Annotated in this window: 18 protein-coding genes; 7 read left to right on the top strand and 11 right to left on the bottom strand. The window is 47.7% G+C overall.

The window, feature by feature from the left end; translation table 11 throughout:
* Positions 1–73: 73 nt before the first annotated feature.
* The 6 genes from QUA13_RS08325 to QUA13_RS08300 all read right to left on the bottom strand — a co-directional run bounded on the left by QUA13_RS08325 (position 74) and on the right by QUA13_RS08300 (position 7416).
* The gene (locus QUA13_RS08325; protein WP_333197886.1) at positions 74–202 is read right to left on the bottom strand and encodes a hypothetical protein; all 129 of its coding nucleotides are present in this window, start codon (positions 200–202) and stop codon (positions 74–76) included.
* Positions 195–2381 carry a caspase family protein gene (locus QUA13_RS08320; RefSeq protein ID WP_333197885.1) on the bottom strand — a complete coding sequence of 729 codons (2187 nt, stop codon included), beginning with the start codon at positions 2379–2381 and terminating at the stop codon, positions 195–197. Before QUA13_RS08320 ends, QUA13_RS08325 begins: the two co-directional genes overlap by 8 nt.
* 207 nt (positions 2382–2588) lie before the next feature.
* A complete protein-coding gene (gene sat, locus QUA13_RS08315) occupies positions 2589–3770 on the bottom strand; it encodes a sulfate adenylyltransferase (protein ID WP_333189954.1) in 1182 nt (393 codons plus the stop codon).
* 163 nt (positions 3771–3933) lie between these two features.
* Complete coding sequence (locus QUA13_RS08310; RefSeq protein ID WP_333197884.1) at positions 3934–5004, bottom strand: DUF6745 domain-containing protein; 1071 nt, start codon at positions 5002–5004, stop codon at positions 3934–3936.
* 130 nt (positions 5005–5134) lie between these two features.
* Positions 5135–5731, bottom strand: coding sequence for a hypothetical protein (locus QUA13_RS08305; RefSeq protein WP_333197883.1), 597 nt, complete (start codon positions 5729–5731; stop codon positions 5135–5137).
* A 212-nt stretch (positions 5732–5943) separates the two neighbouring features.
* Positions 5944–7416 carry a site-2 protease family protein gene (locus tag QUA13_RS08300; protein WP_333197882.1) on the bottom strand — a complete coding sequence of 491 codons (1473 nt, stop codon included), beginning with the start codon at positions 7414–7416 and terminating at the stop codon, positions 5944–5946.
* A gap of 33 nt (positions 7417–7449) precedes the next feature.
* Here QUA13_RS08300 and QUA13_RS08295 point away from each other — a divergent pair, with 33 nt between their 5' ends.
* The 6 genes from QUA13_RS08295 to QUA13_RS08270 all read left to right on the top strand — a co-directional run bounded on the left by QUA13_RS08295 (position 7450) and on the right by QUA13_RS08270 (position 14137).
* Positions 7450–8124 carry an MBL fold metallo-hydrolase gene (locus QUA13_RS08295; protein WP_333197880.1) on the top strand — a complete coding sequence of 225 codons (675 nt, stop codon included), beginning with the start codon at positions 7450–7452 and terminating at the stop codon, positions 8122–8124.
* 138 nt (positions 8125–8262) lie between these two features.
* The gene (locus QUA13_RS08290) at positions 8263–8823 is read left to right on the top strand and encodes a sugar O-acetyltransferase (RefSeq protein WP_333197879.1); all 561 of its coding nucleotides are present in this window, start codon (positions 8263–8265) and stop codon (positions 8821–8823) included.
* A 189-nt stretch (positions 8824–9012) separates the two neighbouring features.
* A complete protein-coding gene (locus QUA13_RS08285; protein ID WP_172187066.1) occupies positions 9013–9477 on the top strand; it encodes a hypothetical protein in 465 nt (154 codons plus the stop codon).
* Positions 9478–9965: 488 nt separating this feature from the next.
* Positions 9966–12359 (top strand): cache domain-containing protein, encoded by a 2394-nt coding sequence (locus QUA13_RS08280; protein ID WP_333197878.1) that lies wholly within the window; start codon positions 9966–9968, stop codon positions 12357–12359.
* 504 nt (positions 12360–12863) lie between these two features.
* On the top strand, positions 12864–13445 hold the full coding sequence (locus tag QUA13_RS08275) for a manganese efflux pump MntP family protein (protein ID WP_333197877.1): 582 nt from the start codon (positions 12864–12866) through the stop codon (positions 13443–13445).
* 137 nt (positions 13446–13582) lie between these two features.
* Positions 13583–14137 (top strand): glutathione S-transferase family protein, encoded by a 555-nt coding sequence (locus tag QUA13_RS08270; protein WP_333189970.1) that lies wholly within the window; start codon positions 13583–13585, stop codon positions 14135–14137.
* An 84-nt stretch (positions 14138–14221) separates the two neighbouring features.
* Here the strand turns inward: QUA13_RS08270 and QUA13_RS08265 are convergent, their stop codons facing one another.
* The 3 genes from QUA13_RS08265 to QUA13_RS08255 form a co-directional block, all read right to left on the bottom strand.
* Positions 14222–14359: a photosystem II reaction center protein K gene (locus QUA13_RS08265; RefSeq protein WP_006634808.1), complete on the bottom strand. Its 138-nt coding sequence runs from the start codon at positions 14357–14359 to the stop codon at positions 14222–14224.
* 60 nt (positions 14360–14419) lie between these two features.
* Positions 14420–15550: a tRNA guanosine(34) transglycosylase Tgt gene (tgt, locus tag QUA13_RS08260; RefSeq protein ID WP_333197876.1), complete on the bottom strand. Its 1131-nt coding sequence runs from the start codon at positions 15548–15550 to the stop codon at positions 14420–14422.
* A gap of 225 nt (positions 15551–15775) precedes the next feature.
* Complete coding sequence (locus QUA13_RS08255) at positions 15776–16225, bottom strand: hypothetical protein (RefSeq protein ID WP_333189974.1); 450 nt, start codon at positions 16223–16225, stop codon at positions 15776–15778.
* 259 nt (positions 16226–16484) lie between these two features.
* Between QUA13_RS08255 and cobS the strand changes: the two genes are divergently transcribed.
* The gene (gene cobS, locus QUA13_RS08250) at positions 16485–17282 is read left to right on the top strand and encodes an adenosylcobinamide-GDP ribazoletransferase (RefSeq protein WP_172187060.1); all 798 of its coding nucleotides are present in this window, start codon (positions 16485–16487) and stop codon (positions 17280–17282) included.
* Positions 17283–17468: 186 nt separating this feature from the next.
* Here cobS and QUA13_RS08245 read toward each other — a convergent pair whose 3' ends face one another.
* Both QUA13_RS08245 and QUA13_RS08240 read right to left on the bottom strand, forming a co-directional pair.
* Positions 17469–21569, bottom strand: coding sequence for an amino acid adenylation domain-containing protein (locus QUA13_RS08245; RefSeq protein WP_333197875.1), 4101 nt, complete (start codon positions 21567–21569; stop codon positions 17469–17471).
* A gap of 134 nt (positions 21570–21703) precedes the next feature.
* Complete coding sequence (locus QUA13_RS08240; RefSeq protein ID WP_333197874.1) at positions 21704–22579, bottom strand: cupin-like domain-containing protein; 876 nt, start codon at positions 22577–22579, stop codon at positions 21704–21706.
* Between the last annotated feature and the right edge of the window lie 149 nt (positions 22580–22728).

Below are 22728 nucleotides of genomic sequence, written 5' to 3'. Positions count from 1 at the left end.
AATCAGGACACGGCAGTGCCGTGTCCCTACAATAAATCTGGCGTAGGGAAACGGCACTGCCGTGTCCTCTATATCATTCCGGCGCAGCCGGAATTGATATCAGTTGACTGTTAACTGTTGACGGTTGACTGTTGTCATTACCAATGCCCAATTCCCAATTCCCAATTACCAATGCCCCATTCCCCAATTCCCAATTACCCATTCCCAATTACCCGATAAACAAAACTCAGAGTTGCCCAAACATTCACATCCAAAGCCAAATCATCCGTCGATATCCCCACTTTCTGCACCCCCGGAATGCTAGCCGCGTGCAAATCTTCGAGCACCGCCCGCGCCACATTTAAAGGATTCAACAACACTCGAATTGACTGGGCATCCCTCGTTTGCGGCATTTCGGCTTCTATTGCAGCCAGAGTTTGAGCGAAGGGATTCTCACTAAATATAATCACGATTTCCGCAAGTCCGATCGGCCCGGATACCGCCCACCCGTTAGCGAAGCCCTCGAAGAGGATCGCCCCAGCCGCCGGCACAGTCAAATTCTCCCCAGGAGCGATCGCCCGCGACATTTCCCCCTCAGCGCCGAGCACGGACAGCCGTCCCGCGCTGTCCGTGCAAAACACCGCAAAGTAAACCGGGCGATCGCTGTCGTTATACAAACCGTACTGAAGGCTGCTGCCTTTTTCCACACTTGGTATATAATCCCCGACCGATTTCTCACTTTCCCCGCTCAGCGGTTCCAGCCGATAATCACCGCCGGCCCGCACCGGCTCTCGCTGCGCCACAGTCCGCGCTTGCGGTGCGAGAGTTGCCAGAACCGCCCGCACCTTCAGGCGCGAAGACCCCTCATTGACTGTCAGCCGCAGCAACTTCCCCGCTTGCAGTGCTTTTAACTGCGGAATCAAGCGCTGCACCGCCACCTTGACGGCTTCTCCCCCATCGCCCTGAGTATCGGGAATCAGAATTTGAGCCAAAGAAAACAAACCGTAACGGCTTTGTATCAAACCAGGCTCGTGAGGCGAGACTGTTTCGGCTAAACTCGTTTCCGGGACTCTGCCGAACCGACAGTCAGCAGGTTGCTCGCTACCTACGGCCGCAAGTTGTGGCAAAGTCGAGAAAGCACTGGTGGCGTCCACCCGCTCGATGCGTTCCAAACCTGAGTCCAAAGCTACTGTCAAACCGATATTTCGCGGCAATACCCGAATTTCTTCCCTCACCAGTTCGCCGGCTGTTAGTTGCCCGTCAGTTCGATCGGGCTTGTCTAAAACTTGGGCTTTAGCAGAGAGGCCGGTGCGTCCCCGCAGCAAAAGCCTCGCGCCCGCTGAGGAATCCACAGCAAACACAGAACCCCCGCAGCACTCCAAAACTCCCGGCGACAACCCGCCCAGCCACAACTGCACAGTTTTGCCGCCTTCTTCCACCGCCGTCACAGCGCCGTCAGATGCAGGGGAATTCAACATTAAACTTGAAAAATTCACCGCCAGCGGCGCTGTTAAATCGTGATGGCGAATTTGCGGTTCCTGCGATAACCCCGTCATTTGCTCGACTGTACCCGCAGCGCGGCTGAAACTGACGCTGAAGCTGCTAGCCGGAGTTGCCCACCACAAAGTTTGGGTGAGGGCGTAGGTAAACAAACCTGCGGTAAATCCGTTCCACTCTTGTTCGGCGGCGAGTTGGGAATTCGCGCCCGCGGCAAGTACGGCGGCCGCCGGACGGAGATTTGGGCTGGATTTGAGGCCTTCGGCGAACGTTAATTCTGCGAGGCTTGGCTCGCCGATGGTGGGGCGGGGACGGGAGCGAATGCGAAAGTTGCCGTTTTTGCGGGAACCCGGATAGGTGTAGCTGGTGTCGAGGATGGCGATCGCATTTTCTGTCGCGAGCGATCGCACCAACAGCAGCAGCGTTTCCTCTAAAATATCGTTCACCGCCCGGTTTGCTAACAGCGGCAAAACATCATCCGCCGGCACCAAACTGTTTTGCATTATTCCGGGAGACTCAGCCAAACTGACTCGACTACCGCAGCCGCTAAAGTGAAAAACTACCACGTCACCGGGTTTTGCTTGTCCGCTCAAGTGAGTCACAAAAGCCGTCTCGATATTTTCCCTGGTAGCTTGAGCGTCAGTCAAAGTCAGAATGTCCGACGGCGCAAACCCAAACCGATAGATCAGCAGTTCCCGCTGCAATTCCACATCCGTGACGCAGCCGTGCAGGGGCGAGTCTGGATATTTGTCAACGCCAACCAACAAAGCCAATTTCCTCGCTGTCGGCTGGGCTAAGGCTTGGAGGTAGCGATCGCCCAACCGCAGCCACAAGGTCTCGCTAATTCCGATGGCCGCTAGCACTCGGCCAGCTTGCTGCAAAAATTCCCGCCGCTTCAGTCCCATTTTTAAATAGCTTTTAATTTTAAGTTTTGAATTTTAAGTTAAATTCCTCTCAATAATTTGAGGGAAATTAATTAGATTGTAAATGTTTAGTATTAAGAGAGTTTTTAAGTTTTAACTTTTGAGCTTTAAGTTTAAAATTTCCACTTTAAAACTCAAAACTCAAAATTAAAAACTATTCAAAATACCGCCCGCACCAAGGTTCAACGTTTAAATCTCGTAATTGAAAATATTCATTGCCTTGGCTAATTCGGCGGCGACTTCCGGCCGGGAAAACTGCGGCGGCGGCAATTTTCCAGCGCGCAGCATTTCCCGCACTTTGGTTCCCGACAAATGCACCCGCTGTTCGGGAGTGCTGGGGCTTGTTTTAGTTGTAGCCATTTGTTCCGTCAGCGTGCAATAGAAAGCGTGCTCGAATTTCATCGGCACAATTCCCAATTCTCCCGGCTCAAATTCGTCAAAAATGTATTGGGCATCGTAAGTGCCGTAATAATCGCCAACTCCAGCGTGATCGCGCCCGACGATAAAGTGAGTGCAGCCGTAGTTTTTGCGGATTAAAGCATGAAAAATTGCTTCTCGCGGCCCGGCGTAGCGCATCGCCGCCGGATTAATTGCCAAAATTACGCGGTCTTTTGGATAGTATTTTTCTAGCAGAATTTCGTAGCAGCGCATCCGCACGTCAGCGGGGATATCGTCATCTTTTGTCGTCCCCACTAGCGGGTGCAGAAATAAGCCGTCTACTGTTTCTAAGGCGCATTTTTGGATGTATTCGTGCGCCCGGTGGATGGGGTTTCGGGTTTGGAAACCGACTATGGTTTTCCATCCTTTTTCTTTGAACAGCAGTCTCGATTTCGCCGGGTCAATTTGGTATTGGGGAAACCGGACATCTAGTTCGCGTTCCAGCAGCCAAACGTCGCCTGCGAGGTTAACTGGCCCGGATTTGTCTACTACTTGGACGCCCGGGTGTTTGAGGTCGTCGGTGCGGTAGACGTTGAGGGCTTCTTCTTCTTTGCTGTAGCGGTATTTTTCTGCGAGTTCCAAGAGCCCGACAAATTCGCCCGCCGGCGAGTCGAGGCGCACTAAAGTTCCTGCTTTCAGGGTATCGGCAACTGCTTCTGTTACCGAGAGGGTGATGGGAACCGACCAAGGGAGGCCGTTGGAGAGGCGCATTTGTTTGACGACCGATCGATAATCAGCTTCGTTCATGAACCCTTTGAGGGGACTCAGGGCGCCGATGGCGATCATTTGCAGGTCGGAGATCGATCGATCCGAAAGCTGAACTCGCGGCAATACTTCTGCTTTGTCGAAAAATTCTTGTCTTTGGTCTAGTGTGGCAATGCGGTTGACCAGGATGCCGCCGTGAGGGGCAATGCGGTCTGAATGCTGGCTCATGTCGATTTGAAGTTGTGGGTTTTAGCTGCCAGAGTACATAGTACCAAGTGCGGGCTGTAAATCTACATTTTTTAATTGTTCTGGACTTGTGCAGAACGCTGTTTTTGTGGCGCTGTAATTCTTTAACAGTCAACTAGCGCACTCAACACTCTAAACTTTCCGGTCAAGTTTGCACTTGAAATTCTTCTGGATCTATTCCCCAATTTACCCAGCTAATCGCTTCTTTAGCCGATCGCACTTCCGGCGGCACTCGCAAAACGTGAACGTGTCCCGTACTCGGACAAGTCATCTTTAACAAATAAATTGGCTCTAAGTCAATATTATTCTCAATTTTCAACAAAGTATATTCTTGCCAAGTATCCAATTCAGTTGCTTGCAATTCTTGACAAATTTTCGGATAGCCGATCGCCTGAATCAAAACTCGCCGCACTTCGGCATTATCTTCTGTTAACAGCCATGAAGCTTGCCAAGACTGAGGCGGAACTTGACCGATTGTTTCCGGCAGTCGCACGCCGCGATAACAGTATACGCTGAACTTGTCAGCAAATTCGATCGCTGGTTGACCTTCTGCGTGGAGCAAATATTCGCTGTCAAAATGAAGTTGTCGCGGGCGATCGCACACAAAGCACTTTTTCTCAAACGGGTAAATCCAGCCGCACTTTTCCACTAAGGATTGAAAAGCTGAATATAAAGAGCGATCGTACTCCAAATTTAACACGCCAATACAAAACTCTACCCAACTTCCGTGACAGGCTGAGAGTTCGGAAACTATGGTGTTATTACGATCGGCCCCATCGATCTGGAGTCTCTGAAATCTCCCGCCCAACTTCCGTGCTAATTTGACGTAAACTTCGTCTTTAACATGAACGTGCAGTTGATTCATCAGTTGAGCGTACAGCGGATTATAGAGTGTGCTGTAAATTTTATTTTCCAGTTCCCTGCTGAGTTGACTTCTTAATATATCGTACAATTCATTATGAATTTTGTTTCTGATTTCGCTGCCAGTTCCCCGACCCGAATCGCGTATTCTTAGCGGTTCAACTGCTTGCAAAGCTGTGTAAGGGCTGTCACAGAAAATAATTTCCGGTTCAGGAAAGCCGATGATATTGTAGGCGGTGTTTATGGCGGCTGTAGCTTGCGGGCGATCGACTGGTTTTATCGAAACTCCAATTTGCCGCCACTTTTCGCGATAAATCGGAATTAGCGCTGTTTGTTCGGGAGTCATTGCGATCATTGGTACAGCTATATTATTTGATTTGCGGTCAAACTTTTTCGCTTTCGCATCCGGTAATAAAATCTAATTAAGTTTGTAGGAACGACGAAATTTCTCAATAATAACCTCTTTTATTATGAAAGTTAAATTATTAGTATAAATTAACAATTCTTTGCAAAACACCTAAAATCATAGGAACATTATCGAGACAATAAACATCAGCATCAATAATTAAATTATTTCCTTCTAATTTAAGAAACCGCCAGACAACGCCAGTAGTTACGCAGCCAAATACGGCAGGTAGTGAATTGTGTTCGCCTTCGTTAAATACCTGAGCCGCCACCATTTGTGCAGCACACTGCGGGAGACAAGATTCTATTTCTCCGCCTTTCGTTTCTCTCAATGCAAAAATGGGGACTTTAATTTCAAAATCAAAGGGTACGGAAGACAGTATAAAATCGCATTCTCCATTCAATCCCCGATCGACATCTACATCAAATGACCAGCCGGAAAAGATAGAAAATTGTCGGTTGTTCCTTTCTCTAGATTCTAACAAAATAGGAGAAATAATCCGTTCCGAACGTTCTTTTGCAGTTGTCACAGCAGTGTTAGAACTAATTTCTAGGGTTCTCCAAAGCCATTCGGAGGGTTCTAAAGGAATAACCTTAGCACTCAGAATAGAACCCAGTGACGGCTCCAATCCAAACCGATCTTTTAAATGTTGGAAAGTAAAGGATTTGTAAGACATCGTTCTCAGGTAAGTCGGTGAAAATAAAGATTACTTCGAGATCGAAAGCGAGTAGAGAAACGCTAAACTCGCTTGTATAGCAACCCTTGCATAAATTTTCAACCTCTCTTTTGTTCCTTCTTCTCTCTTCCCTCGGACTTCAACATCAATCCGTTAATTAAATCCGTTAAAGTCGTTAAATCCGCCTTGCGAATCTGTTGCCGAAGTTTCTTCTAAACATTTAACCACTCCAGGAGCACCCTGGGCGCTGGTAACAAAATCATTAACAAAAGCCCGATCGCCAGCAACCCCAAAAAATCCCGCCGATTATCCAATTCGCTGACATCATTCAACGCCGGTTCATCGTTGAGTGGCGTCAAGAACAAAATAATCGCCCACAGCAGCAAACCCTGTTCCAAAAAAGAAAGCAGCAGCATACAAAGTCTAGCAACTTGCCCGATCGCCATACTCGCTCGCTGGCCGAACATCGCGTGCACGATGTGCCCGCCATCAAGTTGTCCCACGGGCATCAAATTAAACGCCGTCACTATCAAACCCAAATAACCCGCCACCGCTACCGGATGCAAATCGATCGCAGTTTCCGCATTCAAAGCACCGCCCAAGGTTAACTTGCTCAAGAGAGTCATCAGCAGCGAAAAATTGGGTTTGAAAGACTCAAAATTTAACATTCCCGACTTGTCAGAGAGCGGTACAATTGTCGAATGATCCAAACCCCAAATTAATAATGGCACTGTCGCAACTAAACCCGCAAGGGGCCCGGCAATGCTAACATCAAATAAAGCTCGGCGGTTGGGAATTGGACTCCGTATTTGAATGAACGCGCCAAAAGTTCCCAAGAAAAAAGGAATCGGAATAAAATAAGGCAGAGTCGTGCGAATTTTGTAAAATTGGGCAGCTAAATAGTGGCCGGATTCGTGAATTCCCAAAATTGTAATCAGAGCCAGCGAGTAAGGCAAACCCTGGAGCAATAGTGACGGGTTGGACTGCAAAGCTTGTTCAGTAACTCCGGCAAGTCGCGCCCCGACAAGCGTAGTCGTAAACACCGTGATCAGCAGCAAAGCTAATGCAAAAAAAGGCCTGGTTACAGATTCGGTTTTGACAGGAGTTTCCCCTGATTGGTGGCTGGGATTGGGAACTATGGCAAAAAAAGGTTGACCGCTCAAGCTGTTTTGAAATACTACTAAAAAGCGATCGCCAAAAAGCCTCTCCACATTCTCCCGAATTGCCTGATAAGCCGCCTCCGGGTTCGTGCGCAACTGTCCGCGACAAATTACAGCCTGCGGCCGAAATTCCAAATCTCGCAAAAAGTAAATTGACCAAGGAAAACAATCGCGCAAACTCGCTTCTTCTGCTGCGTCGATCGGGCGCACGGGCGGTTTTGGCTTTGCAGGTTCAGTCGCAGAGTCGGCTACCTGCTCAGCAGTTTCGGCGGTAATTTTCTTGCGCCCCAACTGTACCAAAAACCAATACAAAAAAGGGCAAACCAGAAAAGGTATAATTACTAACTCCGGCGGTACTTTTTTGCTCGTACCGTTAACTAAAACCCAACCGCTCCAAATCAACGGCGGCGCCATCATTACCAGCCACAGCAGCCATACCGGAGTTCGGGTGATGCGGCTGATGCCGTTCTGCAACAAGTAGTACGAGATCAGCCCCAATACGAACAACCATAGTAAAAACAACATAATATTTATCCCATTCCCTTCTGAAATACTTCCTTGAAACAACAGAGTTCAGTCTCCAAACAGCCCAGACCCGTGCTGGACAATATCTTTGCTTTCCCGCCTAACCGGGATACCCTGGGTGCAACAGCTTATTTCATTGTAGAAAACGAATCGAACATCCTGGTGGATTGTCCCGCTTGGGATGAGATTAACCAAACCTTTTTGCTCGCGCGCGGCGGTGTGCGACTGCTGTTTCTCACCCACCGCGGCGCTATCGGCAAGGCGCGGGAGATTCAGGAAGCCACGGGGTGCGATATCCTGATTCAAGAGCAGGAAGCTTATTTGCTGCCGGGATTGAAGGTGACGGTTTTTGAGCGAGAATTTGCTGTGAGCGATCGAATAAAAGCATTTTGGACTCCAGGCCATTCTCCAGGTTCGTCTTGCCTTTATGATAGTGGCAGCGGCGGAGTGCTGTTTTCGGGCAGACACTTGCTCCCCAACCGAGAAGCTGCCCCAGTACCGCTATTGACGGCAAAAACTTTTCACTGGCCCCGGCAAATTAACAGCGTTAAGTCAATTATCGATCGATTTTCGCCCTCCACTCTGCAATATATTTGCCCCGCTGCCAATACTGGTTTTTTGCGCTCCAAAGGATCGATCGATCGAGCTTTTGAGCAATTAACCAACCTGGATTTAGCCGTTTGTTTGCAGTCGAAACCCGGCCCCTAAATCTAGGCTGCAAAATCAAAAAATGGTTTGACGCGCTAATTATAGCGATAAGGTGCGCGCTACGCACCCTAGATTATTCTTCAGTCTCTTAGAGACGGGCGAAACTTTGTATAGTGGCGGTTACAACCGCCGATTCTTATGGAAAAAACCGAAAAACAAAAAATGCTCGCCGGCGAATTGTATTTAGCTGCGGACGAGCAATTGATTTCAGAGCGCCGGCGAGCCCGCCGCCTCGCCAGAACCTACAATTCTACCCGCGAAGACGAACCAGACAAACGGTTAGAAATTATCGCGGAATTGTTCGGTGCAGTCGGGCCGAAAGTTGAAATCGAGCCACCTTTTTACTGCGACTACGGCAGCCATATTTATGCTGGAAACGGATTGTATATGAATTTTGGCTGCGTGATTCTCGACTGCAATCGAGTTAGCATCGGCGAAAATTTACTGTGCGGGCCCAACGTCCAAATTTACACCGCTCTTCACCCCACAGACCCGGAAATTAGAGTTGCTGGCCTAGAACTCGCCGCTGAAATTAATATTGGCAATAATGTTTGGATTGGCGGCGGCAGTATTATTTGTCCAGGAGTCACTATTGGCGACAATAGCACGATCGGTGCAGGCAGTGTCGTTGTCAAAGATATTCCCGCAAACGTCGTGGCGGCGGGAAATCCTTGCCGAATCATCCGGCATTTACCTTGATGTGGTACGATCGACACAATCGTGCGATCGGCTCTTCGGAGCTTAACCCAAAAATTTTAGGTATTAGAACAGCCAGTTTGAGATTTTCCACGTAAAATCCCCGAAAAAAACCGTGGAAAAAATGTAAAATCTCAAATTTCAAATCCCTTAATTTCTCGTTCCCGGTTTCCACACTACCAAGCTTTTCTTATGACGACTGCAACAGTTTATCCCAACGCTCCGGATCTCTGCACCGACGACTACATAGCAGTCGGTGTAGCTACCTGCTTCATCAAAGAAGAAGGCGAAGTTTTTGAAGTGCAAGTAATCGAAGCTATTCCCTCAGCAGCTTTGGAAGCAATTGTCAAGGGAATTCCCACATCCTATTTAATGGCTTGCGGGACGACTTTGGGAGCAGTGCTCGATGGCGAATCACCAAAAATGTTGCCAGAATTCCCGACATCAGCTCAGTTTAGCGAAGAATTTGGCTTTCGGGCGATTTCCGCTGCCCGCACTTACAAAATCCGCCCCCAAGCTCAACTTCACATTCCCTTGGGAACCGTTCGCAACGACTTTACTTATTCCTTAGAACGCAAAAGAGTCCTCAACTCCGAGCGCGTTATTCGCACTGAAGACAATGTGAAACAGCACGAACACACTCACAAGGTTCTTTAAACAAATCGCGCAACTGAGGCTATTTAGCAGCGCCTCAGTCAGCGGATGCAGGGAAAATAGTTTTGGTTTTTGAGATGTAAATTAAAAATTTAAAAAGCTTTTCATTCATTAATGAGGGAAAAGCTTTTAATATTTCAATATTAAGACCAACCCCAAACATCTGAAAGTAGGGTGTACCGCTGTGTGTGTACCTTACCTCATAACAAAAACGCCGAACATCTCAACGTAGAATGATGCCTGCGCACATCACCTAATCAACATAAATTATTAAGGAGTGTTAAGAAAACTCTTAATTTGTTGATTAAATATTCTAATTAAATAAAAAATATAGTAAAATTTTTTATGGCCGTTTAACAGTGTGAACCAGCCGGCGGGAAAAAATTCCAAAATTCCCGCAATTATTCAATGCTCGTAGTTTCAGACTATTGGCAGGCTGGGACTACATCGCAGGTGATCTGAGAATTTCAATCTCACAAATTAGTCAAACAATGGGAAGCTTTGCGAGAGTTAAGTGGTGGAAATTAACTCGACTATTGCCAGCGGGATTTAAGGGCGAATACCCTCTTCCCTACAAAACTGCGCTGTTACTTTGGGGCGTAACAATTCTGGCAGCTAGCATCACTGGTTGTATCAGCTATCAAAGCGTTCGTCGCTTGATTATCAACAATTTAGAGCGAAATGCTTTGTTAGAAGTTAGGGAGCGCGGGAACAATATCGATCGGTGGCTCGGCACTAGAAAGGCTGAGATCCAACTCCTCGCCCACACTCCTCCCGTTCGTTCGATGAATTGGTCAGTGGCAGAGCCTTATTTAAAATCCGAAGTAATTCGACTGGAAAAATTCCAGCATTTCGCATTAATAGCTCCCGACGGTTCTTATTTCACCACAAAAGTCGGCAGAGCCTTGATTAATGTCAGCGACCGCCAACACTTCAAAAAGGCAATGGCTGGGGAAGTCTATGTTTCAGATCCTACCATTTCTCGCACGCTCAAAAAACAAAGTATTGTTCCGATTTCGGCTCCGGTGTGGTCAAATTCGGCAAATTCTATTTATAAAACAGCAGAAAAGCCGATCGGAGTAATGAACGGGGTCATTAGCATCGACCGAATTGCGGAAGTAGTAGGAAAGCTGGAATACGGGCCAGGAACTTACGCTTTTGTTCTCAATTCTCAAGGAGTGCCGATTGTCCATCCCAACGCTGGGTTAATCGGAAATATCGACAAGCCGGCTCCCAGTCTTTTAGAGTCTGCAGATGCTAATTTGGCGAATGTAGCCCGGGAGATGGTTTATCAAAAAACTGGCATTTTGCTGACTCAAATCAACGACACCAGAGTTTATGTTGCCTATCTTCCTTTAGAACAAGCTGAATGGTCGATCGCCCTCGTAATTCCCCGCGACAATCTCGAAAAACAACTGCTCCCCTTCAATCTACTAGCAGTAGCCGCCGCCGTACTTGCAGCCGCAGCTATTTTCGCAGCAATTGCCGCACTCAAGCTGTTTGCCCTAAATTGCAGCCGCACTCGCACAGAAGCCCTTCTCCACCGCTTGACTGGCCGCATTCGCGCTTGTTTGCACCTCGATCGCATCATCCAAACTACAGTAGACGAACTCGGTACTTTGCTGAAGCTCGATCGAGCAATTTTCGGATGGTACGATCCCCGACAAGATACTTTAGAATTTAGCTGGGAATATTGCCGGGAAGGTTTGCCCGGGCGCTTGGGAATCTTCGGCGTTCCAGGAGGGCCCTCTGGAGATTTAGCTGCACGCCTCCACCGCTGCGAAACGATACTGCTATATAAAACCGTCGCCCCTGATAGCGGAACGTCTCAGGAACACGCCTATATCGAACTAACAAACAGCCACTACGCAGCAGTACCCGTACTGACTCAGACTAATCGGCTCGGATATCTGTTCGCCTGTACAAACCGGCGGTTTGCGACTCCCGACGAGGTGGAAGTTTTAGAAGCAATTGCAGACTCGCTGGCGATCGCAATTTCCCAATCCCAACTCAACGGGCAAGTTCAAGAAAAGCTCAAACTTTTGGAAGAAGTATTAGCCAAACTCAGAAGAAATGAAGAGCATTTAGTACAAAGCGAAAAAATGGCTCTTGTCGGTCAACTAGCAGCCGAAGTTGCTCAAGAAATTAATAACCCGATTAACTTTATTTACGGCCGCGTGCTTCACCTCAACGATTATATCAAAGATTTGCTTAATATAATTCGCCTCTATCGCGAACAATATCCCGAACCTGTGCCGCGAATTGCCAAAGAAATACAGTCTGGCGACATAGATTTTATTAGCCAAGAGTTGCCGCAAATTCTCAATCTTTTGAAAATAGGAACCGATCGCATTCGCCAAATAGTCCTTGCTTTGTGGAAATTTTCGCTTCCTGACGAAGCCAACAAAGTACACGCCAACCTTAATGAAAGCATCGAAAATATTTTGCTGTTGCTAGCGAGCAGGCTGGAAAAAAAAATATTAGTAGTCAAGGAGTACAACAACCTGCCGCCAATTTTGTGTTATCCCGCTCAACTGAGCCAGGTATTCGCGAGTCTCCTGAGCAATGCCATTGATGCTGTTAACAGTATTGAAAACTCTGCTCAAATTATTACAATTAAAACAAATATTGTCGAGGATTCTCCAGGCAGGTGTATTGCAGTATCGATCGCCCACAACGGGTCCCGAATTCCGCCGGAAATTCAACACATAATATTTGACCAGTTTGGCCATAGTAAATTATTTAATAAGTTTACAGGATTGGATCTGTCGGTTTGCTATAAAATTATTGTAGAATTGCACGGCGGCAGCCTTAAAGTTGAATCTCCGGTTCAATCTCAAACTGGGGGCGGTGCTGAGTTTATAGTAAAATTGCCGATCGTTTAATTGAAAATTTTAACAGTCGATCGAGCATCGTAAATGATGAATGCTTTTGCCTCCCTCTTCCTCCGCGTCGGATCGATTTCAATCGCCCAGTTTTTATTTCAATTTATCGAAGCGTTAAATGCTAAGCTGTCGGGCATCTTGCGCTGTATTTTTCGGGGGCGGGACACCCCAGCAGAATTTCATCAAACTTGACTTTAAAATTTAGATGCGCCTGGGCTTAGTTTAGTCCTGAACGCAGAACCTCTATATTTAGGGTGCTACTTATGGCGATCGGGTACACCGCTATAAGTAGCACGTAAAACCACTTTTTGCGTCCAGAACTGTAGCTCATAATTTTTCATTATCATACAGATAAGCCCTGAGCTTTTGAATACCGTCAATTATGAAACCAATGTGATTTAAAAATGAATCAAATATGAAAAAACTGCAACTTTATCAAAATTTAGTGTAAAGTAAAACAGTCAAGAGGAACACTTTACCTATAACATCTAACAATTTACAAAAATGGATGCAGCCACTACCGTATTACTTTCCTTGGGACTAGCAGCAGATGCTTTTGCTGTCGCTGTTTCCAGCGGTTTAGCAATCAAACACATGAAGGTCAATAAAGCTTTAAAAATTGCCTTATTTTTCGGAGTTTTTCAAGCTTTAATGCCCGTAATAGGATGGTTAATAGGTCTTAGTTTTAGTTTTTTGATAACACCGATCGACCATTGGATAGCTTTTGGGCTTTTGAGTTTCATTGGCGGTAGAATGATTTATGAATCGCTGCAAAGCGAAGAATGCGAGAAAAAGTTTAATCCCTTAGATACGGGAACTTTGATAACGCTGTCGGTGGCGACGAGTATCGATGCCCTCGCAGTTGGTCTCGGATTTGCAGTGCTAAAAACTTCGATCGGCCCTGTCGTTAGTGCGATCGGATTTATTACTTTCTTGGTCGTATTTGCTGGCGTGTTTATCGGTCACAAGTGCGGCAACTTATTTGGAAATAAAATAGAGTTCCTCGGAGGCGTAATTTTAATTGCGATCGGCAGCAATATCTTATTTTCGCATTTAACAGCAGTGTCGGCAGTCATTAGTCATTAGTAATGGGTAATGGGTAATGGGTAATGGATACTCCTTCCAGGCTATGCCTGGGAACACATACCCGGAGGCTGTGGCTCCAATGCCCAATTCCCAAAAAATGCTATAACAGCAATATTGCATTAAAGGATAAAAATTCCGTGCTGAAACTTTACGGCGGAGCCCGCAGCAGGGCATCAATTGTCAAGTGGTATCTAGAAGAAATAGCGGTTCCCTACGAATTCGTCACCCTAGATATGCCAGCAGGGGCACACTTGCAGCCAGAGTATCTCGAAATTAACCCGATCGGCCAAGTACCGGCAATTGTTGAGGGAGATTTTAAACTTTGGGAATCCGGTGCAATTCTGCTGTATTTAGCTCAAAAACATGGTAAAATGCCCGAGACTTTGGAGCAGCAAGCTCAAATCGTGCAGTGGGTGATGTTTGCTAATGCCAGCCTCGGGCCGGGAATATTTACAGAAGCAACTCGCGATCGCGAAACTCCCCGCTTGTTAACACCGCTTAATCAAATCTTCGAGAAACAGCCGTTTTTAATGGGTGATGAATTCGGCGTCGCCGACGCAGCAGTCGGGTCAATATTGGGTTACATTCCGATGGTGCTACAGCTAGACCTCAGTCCTTATCCGGCTGTTGTAGATTACATCAAGCGGATCTCAGAAAGGCCAGCTTTCAAAAGTGCGATCGGCGGTGGCTGAAGCCAGAAAGAAGAACGAAACAAAACTTAATAACTAAAAGCAGGGGCAATTTGTGAATTGCCCCTGCTTTTTATGAAATCAAACTTATCTAAATCCGACAGCGGCCTGCCAAACAAAAGCCAGCAGCAAGAAAAACACGGGAATAACGGGCAAAACATTAACCAAAGGCTCAAAAATCGAATAAGCTTCGGGCAGTTTTGCTAAGAGTAATGCAGCTTCCATGAATCAACCTACCTATCCAACAGAATTTTCATAATTGTCGCATATCTTCACCCAAGGCAATCACGATCGATCGACTCTTGGTGCGAGCCAGCTAGCAAACTCTTCAGTAAATCGATCGGCCAAAATCGCCTCCCGCATCCTCCCAGTAAAGCGAATCAACTCCGTCACATTGTGAAGCGCCAGCAAAGTATACCCCAGCACTTCGTTAGCCCGCGCCAAATGTGCCAAATAAGCCCGACTGAATTTTTGGCAGGTATAACAAGGACAAGACTCATCCAGGGGAGCAAAATCCTCCCGGAACCGAGAATTTTTCAAATTCCAGCGTTCCCCACCCACAAAAGCCGTCCCGTGGCGGCCCAGCCGAGTCGGAATCACGCAGTCAAACATATCTACGCCACTCGCCACAGCCAACGCCATTTCCCGATAAGTCCCAATCCCCATCAAATAACGCGGTTTATTTGCCGGCAACAGGGGCGCCGTCACCCTCACAATCTCTGCGATCAAATCCCCCGATTCCCCGACACTAACCCCGCCGATCGCGTAACCGGGTAAATCCAAATCTACTAACTGGTTCGCCGCGCGCGATCGCAAATCGGGGAAAACACCCCCCTGCACAATGCCGAACAAAGCTTGATCGGGGCGCGAGTGAGCTTGAATGCAGCGTTGCAGCCAGCGGTAAGTGCGATTTGTTGCCGCCTCCACCTCCTCCCGCGTAGCGGGGTAAGGGGGACACTCGTCAAAGGCCATAATCACATCGGCCCCCAACTGATTCTGAATTTCGATCGATCGTTCCGGCGTCAAATTAATCCTGCGGCCGTCGCGGGGAGACCGAAAAGTCACCCCATCATCACTAATCTGGCGCATTTGGCTCAAGCTAAACACCTGAAAGCCGCCCGAATCCGTCAGAATCGGGCCCGGCCAAGCCATGAATTTATGCAATCCGCCGGCGCCTGCGACAATCGCTTCCCCCGGCTGCAAATGCAAGTGATAAGTATTTGCCAAAACCATTTGAGAACCCGCCGCCTCAAGATGTGCTGGTGTCAAAGTTTTGACATTAGCTAGCGTCCCCACGGGCATAAATTTAGGCGTTTCCACAACACCGTGGGGAGTGGAAAAAACCCCTGCACGCGCTTGGGTATGGCTGCAATTAGCCTGACATTTAAAAGAAAATCCCGTGTTGTCTTCAGTCATTAGTCCCCGACGATCGTTAACCGCTACTCGGCCGTCCGTGTTATCTAATCTATTGTTGATGACATCGCGACAAAAAACTCATGACCCCGCCCAAAAACGGATACAAGTTTCCGACAATCGTCGTGGAGGGCAAAAAATTTTAGACCTTAGTTCTAACTCCCAGATTCAATGCTGCAAGTAAATCTAAAATCTAAAATCTAAAATCTAAAATCGACAGACTGACGATTAAAAGGGGGAATCGTCCTCATCCAATGGCAGATCCCAGTTGCCTGAGAGTACCTGATCGACAACCGCATCCAAAGCCGCAGCATTTAAATTCCGGGCGAATTGCTCTTGCAAAGGATTGGAGAGGGGAATTAAGCGCAACTGCCGTCCGTCTTGAATCAAGTCAAAATAAGCACCATCTTCAGGGGACTGTTTCAGTTCGAGGTAATCAAAACTATACACGTTCAAATAAAGCGCATGGTTGGCAATCAGGGTAGAACGATGGGGGTTGGCGAAGACTTCGAGCACATAACCTTCCCCTTCGCTGTAAATCTTGCCATCTTGTATGTGAAGGTAGCGGACACGTCCTAAATCAAACAGCAATCTTTTGATATCGCGTTTGTTGACGACAATCCCTGTATCGATGATGCAAGGAGCAACTACCCTGTTATTCAATTGGTCGTGACTCATGGAGTAAAAGCCTCTGTTGTATTATGTTCCCGTCTTGGAAATCAGGGAGTTAGCTAGAATTCTTGGGAAGGGAAACGGGGATCTTGAGTTTAGTCATTTTAGATAGGGAGCTTCGGGATCGCTGCCGACAGAGGTTTTCCGGGGAAAAGAGCTCGGACAGGAGGAATGCCCGATCCAAAAAACTAGGGTGTTACAGCTCCAATTCTGGCACACGCTAAGGGATTGACAACTGCATACGAGATGAAAAACTTTCTATCTTATGGTGGATAATAAATTGGTTCGCTCTACGATCGGCTTTTTCCGGAATCAAGGCGCTGCCATCGCAGCCGCAGTCGCTTTTTATACTTGTTTGCCGGTGCCGATGTCTTGGACTTTGGAGTTTCGGGGCATTGCTCGCTTGGCACCGGCGATCGGGCTTTTGATTGGGGGGATGCTGGGACTGGCGGATCTTGGGTTGCAGTTGTTGGGAATGCCTGCTCTGACTCGATCGGCCTTAGTGGTAGTGTTGGGCATCGCCGTTACTGGCGGGCTGCACCTAGACGGGGCTATGGACGCGGCAGACGGGCTGGCTGTACCAGACCCCGTGCGCAGGCTAGAAGTCATGCGGGACAGCGTTACAGGAGCCTTTGGGGCGATGGCTGCGATCGCGATCGTGCTGCTGAAAACAGCCGCTCTCTCGGACTTGAATAACTATCGGTGGCTGGCTTTGATGGGTGTCGCCGGTTGGGGAAGGTGGGGCCAACTGGTGGCGATCGCCCGGTATCCCTATCTCCGGGCTGAGGGTAAGGGAGCTTTTCACAAAGAATCGATTTATTCTCCTTTTGATTTTATCCCAGGGGTGCTGTTGCTGCTGAGTTTGAGCGTGGTGCAAGTTGTTTTGGAGGGCGATCGGTGGCTGTTGGCGGTGGGGATGGCTTTGGGGGGAAGTGCGATCGGAATTTTTGCCGGAGCCTGGTTTAACCACCGTTTGGGCGGCCACACGGGCGATACTTACGGTGCTGTCGTCGAGTGGACGGAGGCTTTGTTGCTGTGTCTGTTGGCGGCTTTGGAAGGGTGAAGATGCAACGCTTGCGCTTTTTGTTGGAGACTGTCGTATCCAGCCTTCGCAAGCCGCCGAATCTGCAGCTTGCGAAGGCCGATCCAAGTGCGATCGCCCCTATCGTAGAAGGCTTGTTGCACGTGGTGCATCATTAGTTTGATCGACACAGATAAAATCTATGTTTATCTGTCTGCGGTTAAAATCTCATAAATTTTTACCCTGAAACCGAGCGACCGCAGCCTGCAATTTTTCCCCCAGTATCCGAACGTGAGGTTCTTTTAACATCCCAAGGTGGTTGCTGGGAATGTCGTAAACCTCTATTCCTCCCGTAATTACCCCACCCCAACCCAATTCGCGATCGGCACCAAACGCGGCCGCACTCTCAACAGCCTTGAAAATAGAAGCCCGGCCCGGATAAACTCCCGCTACGTAATGTCTCAATGCCTCATTATTTAATTCCCCATGAGTGAAGTTTTCCAAATAAATTGGCAAGGGACGCCCGATCGCCCCGTACAACTTGCACAAAATTCTCCACTGAATATAAGTGAGATCCTGGATTTTTCCCATCAGATTGCTCTTCGCTTTCTTGATAAATAAAGCAGGCGTGAGCCGTAAAACTTTCATCCCGCGTTGACTCTTCTTAATCTCAGACAAATTTTTGGAATTAGCCGGGCCGTAAGTGTCCAACAATCCCAGCAAAGCTACCTTCTCACCTAGATCGTGAAGTTGCCGAGCCATCTCAAAAGCTACCGTCCCCCCAAAAGATACCCCTAACAGAAAATAAGGGCCGTGTGGCTGGAAAGTTTGCATTTCTTTTATGTAATAAGCTGCCAATTCCTCAACTCGATTGGGGGGAGCCAATTTTTCATCCATAATCTGGCTTGACAGTCCCAAAACAGGCTGCGATGGATCGATATAATTCATTAAAGGACGGTAAAATTCCAATCCTCTACCGAGTACGTGGATGCAGAACAGAGGCGGTTTGTAACTTCCGGTTCCCGGTTGAATCACGACCATTGACGGAGAAGGCGAAGACCATTCAGGTTCGCGGAGAATGTCAGCCAATTGCTCAACTGTTGGCGATTGGAAAATAGCAGACAGCGGCAGCTTTTTGTCGAATACTTTCTCAATTTCAGCTAACAGGCGCGCTGCTAGCAGGGAATGTCCTCCCACCTCGAAGAAATTGTCCCTGATTCCCGTTGAATTGATGCCTAAAACTTTTTCCCAAATTTCTGTCACTTGGAATTCAAACTTGTCGCGGGGGGCAACAGCAATTGTTTCATTGGGCGCAGCGTCGCTAGATTGCCACTTTTGAGTTGCCAAAGCGCGACGGTCTACTTTGCCGTTGGGGTTTAAGGGCAAAGCGTCGAGGAAGACAAACCCAGCAGGTATCATGTAGTCTGGCAGTCTTTCTTGCAGGAAACTGCGCAGGGTACCGGCTGCGAGAATTTGACCTGGGCGGGAAACTGCATAAGCTGCCAGACATTTGTTGCCCGAAGCATCTAACTGAACTGCGATCGCCGCTTGGCTAACATCTGGATGTGCGGCGAGCACTGCCTCAATTTCTCCGACTTCTATGCGGAAGCCGCGAATCTTTACCTGATTGTCGGTGCGTCCGAGGTACTCGATGTTACCGTCACTCAGGTAGCGGGCTAAATCCCCTGTTTTGTAAAGGCGATTTGAAGAAGGAAGAAGGCTTGAAACCGATCGATTTTCTGCATTTTCCAATCCATCTTCTTGGTTTGTAAAAGGATTCGGAATGAACCTTTGGGCTGTCAAATCGGGGCGGTTGAGGTAGCCTCTGGCTAAGCCTGCGCCGCCTGCATACAATTCCCCCGGAACGCCGATCGGCACTGGCTGCAAATACCGATCGAGTATGTAAACTTGAGTATTGGCGATCGCCCGCCCGATAGGAACGGAATTGCTAATTTGACTGGCAGAGTCGATCGGCGCGCAGCAAGTAAAAGTCGTATTTTCGGTCGGCCCGTAACCGTTAATTAATTTGCAGTTTGGAACTTCTCGCAGCAACTTCTGAACGTGGGGAACAGATAAAACGTCACCGCCTGCCAACAGTTGGCGCACACCCTTTAAATCCTCAATGCGATCGTCCACCATCAAGTGAAACAGTCCGGCTGTCAGCCACAAAATTGTCACATTGTATAAGCGAATCGCCTCTCCCAACTCTGCCAAAGAAGGGCTGCCGGGAGGGAATACCGCCAGTTGCGCCCCGTTGAGCAGCGCTCCCCAAATTTCCAAAGTCGAGGCGTCGAAGGAAATCGGAGCCAGTTGCAGGAATACTTCTGCTGCGGTGAGGCTGGCGAAATTAGTGTCTTTGACTAACCGCACTACGCCCCGGTGGACGACGCAAACACCTTTGGGCTTGCCTGTCGAACCAGAAGTATACATTACATAAGCTAGATTGTCTGCATTCGCGAGACTGGCTGGGTTTATCTCACTTTGTGCGCCTATTTCCTGCTGCGCCGCATCCAGACAAATTACTTTTGCTCCGCAGTCGGGAAGTTTTTCTACTAGGTTCTGTTGAGTCAAAAGCACCGATATTTGGGCGTCTGACAGCATGAAATCCAGCCGCTCTTTGGGATAAGCGGGGTCTAAGGGCAAGTAAGCCGAGCCTGCTTTGAGAACAGCTAAAAGCGAGACGATCGCATCCATAGAGCGATCCAAACAAATGCCCACTAAAACTTCCGGGCCAGCCCCCAAAGTTTGTAAGTAATGTGCGAGTTGATTGGCGCGACAATTTAGCTGTTGGTAGGTTAGCTGTTGCTCTCCAAAAACTACGGCTACAGCGTCGGGAGTTTGTTCTGCTTGAACTTCAAATAGTTGGTGAATGCAGGCTGATTCGGGATAATTTGTTTGAGTGTTATTCCATTCAACTAATAGCTGTTGCTGTTCCGCTGCCGTCAAAATTGGCAAGTTTTTCAGCGGTTGCTCTGGATTAGCAACTATCCCCTCTAACAGCACCTCAAATTCAGCCATGCGGCGGCGGATTGTCGCAGCATCAAATAAGTTGGTATTGTACTGGCACTCCAGCACGAGTTTGTTTTTTGTTTCGCTGGCATTCACTGCCCATTCAAAGTTTTCCGAAGTTCTCGGATTCGAGAAGACTTCAGCTTCAAAACCGTCAAAATTAAGTTGCTCTTCTGTAAGCTGTACGTCCAGATTAAAAGTTACAGGCACTAGCGGAATGCGGCTGAAGTCCCGCGGCACTGCTAGTTTTTTTACCAGAGTACCGAAGGTAATCTGCTGGCAGTCGAGAGCATCTAAAATTGCCGTGCGGCGCGATCGCAAATAATCTCTAAAAGATTGTTCCTCGTTAATGCGGGTGCGCAGCGGCAGCAAGCTCACGCAGTGTCCCGCAAGCTTGTCTTTTCCTCCAACAAGTTGTCCCGCCGCCGGCATTCCGACAACCAAATCTTCTTGCCCGCACAAGCGGTACATAAAAGCTTCAAATGCAGCAAAGAGAGTTGTAAAAAAACTGCACCCTGCTTTTTTCCCGAGACGTTTGAGGTTAGCAACCAAATCTGGATTGAGTTCCCAATCTTCCCGCGAACCCTGGTAAGTTCTCAAAGCAGGTCGCGCTCTGTCAGTCGGCAAATCTAGCACCGGAATTGTGCCTGAAAACTGTTCTAACCAATACTTTTCAGCCTCAATAATTTCGGTTGTTGTTGAGTTTTCTTCTTGTGAAATTGCGTATTCTATAAAACTTTCTGGCTGTGGAAGATTGGCAGCTAACCCATGCTTTTTGGCAGAATAAATTGCTCCCAAATCCGGGAATAGTATGCCCCAAGACCAGCCATCGCAAATGATGTGGTGGCCGGTGAGAATCACGATGTGTTCCTGCTCTTGCAGCTTAATAATTTGACTGCGAAACAGCGGCCCGCGCACTAGATGGAAAGGGCGATCGACTTCTTGGCTGCGCAAATAAGCTAATTTCGATTCGCGATCGCGATCGTCCACACTTGACAAGTCGATCACCGGAATGTCGAGTTCGAGCGACGACGCAATACAAAGAGTCGATCCGTCAGGGCTAAATGTTGCCCGCAGCGCCTCGTGCCGCTGCACTAATTCCTGAATGGAAAATCGGAGAGATTGAATGTCGAGGTTTCCTTGCAATCGCAGACACATCGACTCGTTATAAGCACAATTTGCCTCGTCTCCCATTTGCACGGCAATCCAGATTTCTTTTTGAGATTCCGTCGCGGGTACGCAAGCAAAAAGTTCTCCGCCAGCGAAAGGATCGAAATCTACAGCAGTAAGTTTTGGGGGTAAATCTGCGGTTGTTTTCATTAGCTATGCGTTGGTTAGTATTTTGTAAGGTGCGTCGCTACCAGACTTTCGATTTTGTTTGGAGATTGTCGAGGGCGACGCACCCTACGGTATGCGGTAGCAATCTAAAATCTAAAATCTAAAATCTAAAATCTCTACTCCGTCCCCATCAATCTTTCGCGAGCACTCAACAAAGCACCTGCACCAGTCAGATAAGCATTAATCATCTTGGCTTTGACCGAATTGTTGCCCCTGGGGATGCAACATTCGTTGGTAAAAAATTTCCAATTTGATTCGCAAAGTTGGTCAAATGCTACGGAAATTGTTAAAGTCAGCGACCTTGCCGTGTGATACCAGCCGCAGGGAATAAAGAGCGTTTCACCGGCTGAAATTGTAATAGTTATTGGCGTAGCTTCAGCCAAAAGCGGATATTTTTTTAAGTCTGGATTGTGATGGTTCTCAATCTCAGATAGCCAAGGAGAACCTGGTTTTGGGTAAAGATACTTTTGCTGCTCCGGCGAAAAAATTGTAAATTCTTTTTCCCCGTAAATTTGATTTATATACGCATAAAGCCCGAGAAAATCGTAGTGCAAATAAGGAAATTCTCCGCCCGGCCCGCCGAAGAATATTTCTAAGTCGTACAAATCATTGAGCAGCATCTTCGGGATTAAGCTGCTGTGCGTGCGATCGGGTGTGGCAATACTCGGTCTGGGAGAAATATCGGGTTCTAAATCGGCAAAATCTTTGCGAACATTTAGTTTGAAGGGATAGGGAGCCGGATTCTCTTTTGTGGAATTCTTGAGCAAATCGAACAATTTGTTGAGCGTGTAAATTTTACCACCTATTTCAATTTCTCGATCGCCAAATCTTTCTTGAAAATACTCCGGCGTAAATTTCGTTTTGGCAGGCCAATCTTTTGATAAATCCGTGAAAATAACTGGTTTGCCAGGATTGCGGTACTCCCTGACAAATTCCGCGTGAGTCAGACCTGTGCGGCGGTCTACTTGAATAGTTTTTGCTGTTTGGAGCATTTTGATTTTTCCTGTGTTGGTTAGTTGAAATTCATTGCCGATTTGAAGAGATTTATCGTGTTCGTGGGGCGGGTTTGCGAGATTGTTGGTCTGAGGTAATTATTGTTGGTCAAACCCGCCCCTACAGGTAGATTGAGATTTACCGTTGG

It is taken from the genome of Microcoleus sp. S28C3 (genome assembly GCF_036700785.1).
In the GTDB taxonomy this organism is placed as follows: Bacteria; Cyanobacteriota; Cyanobacteriia; order Cyanobacteriales; family Microcoleaceae; genus Microcoleus; species Microcoleus asticus.
The sequence above is the reverse complement of the archived record's forward strand: the minus strand, read 5'-3'. Positions and strand labels throughout refer to the sequence as shown.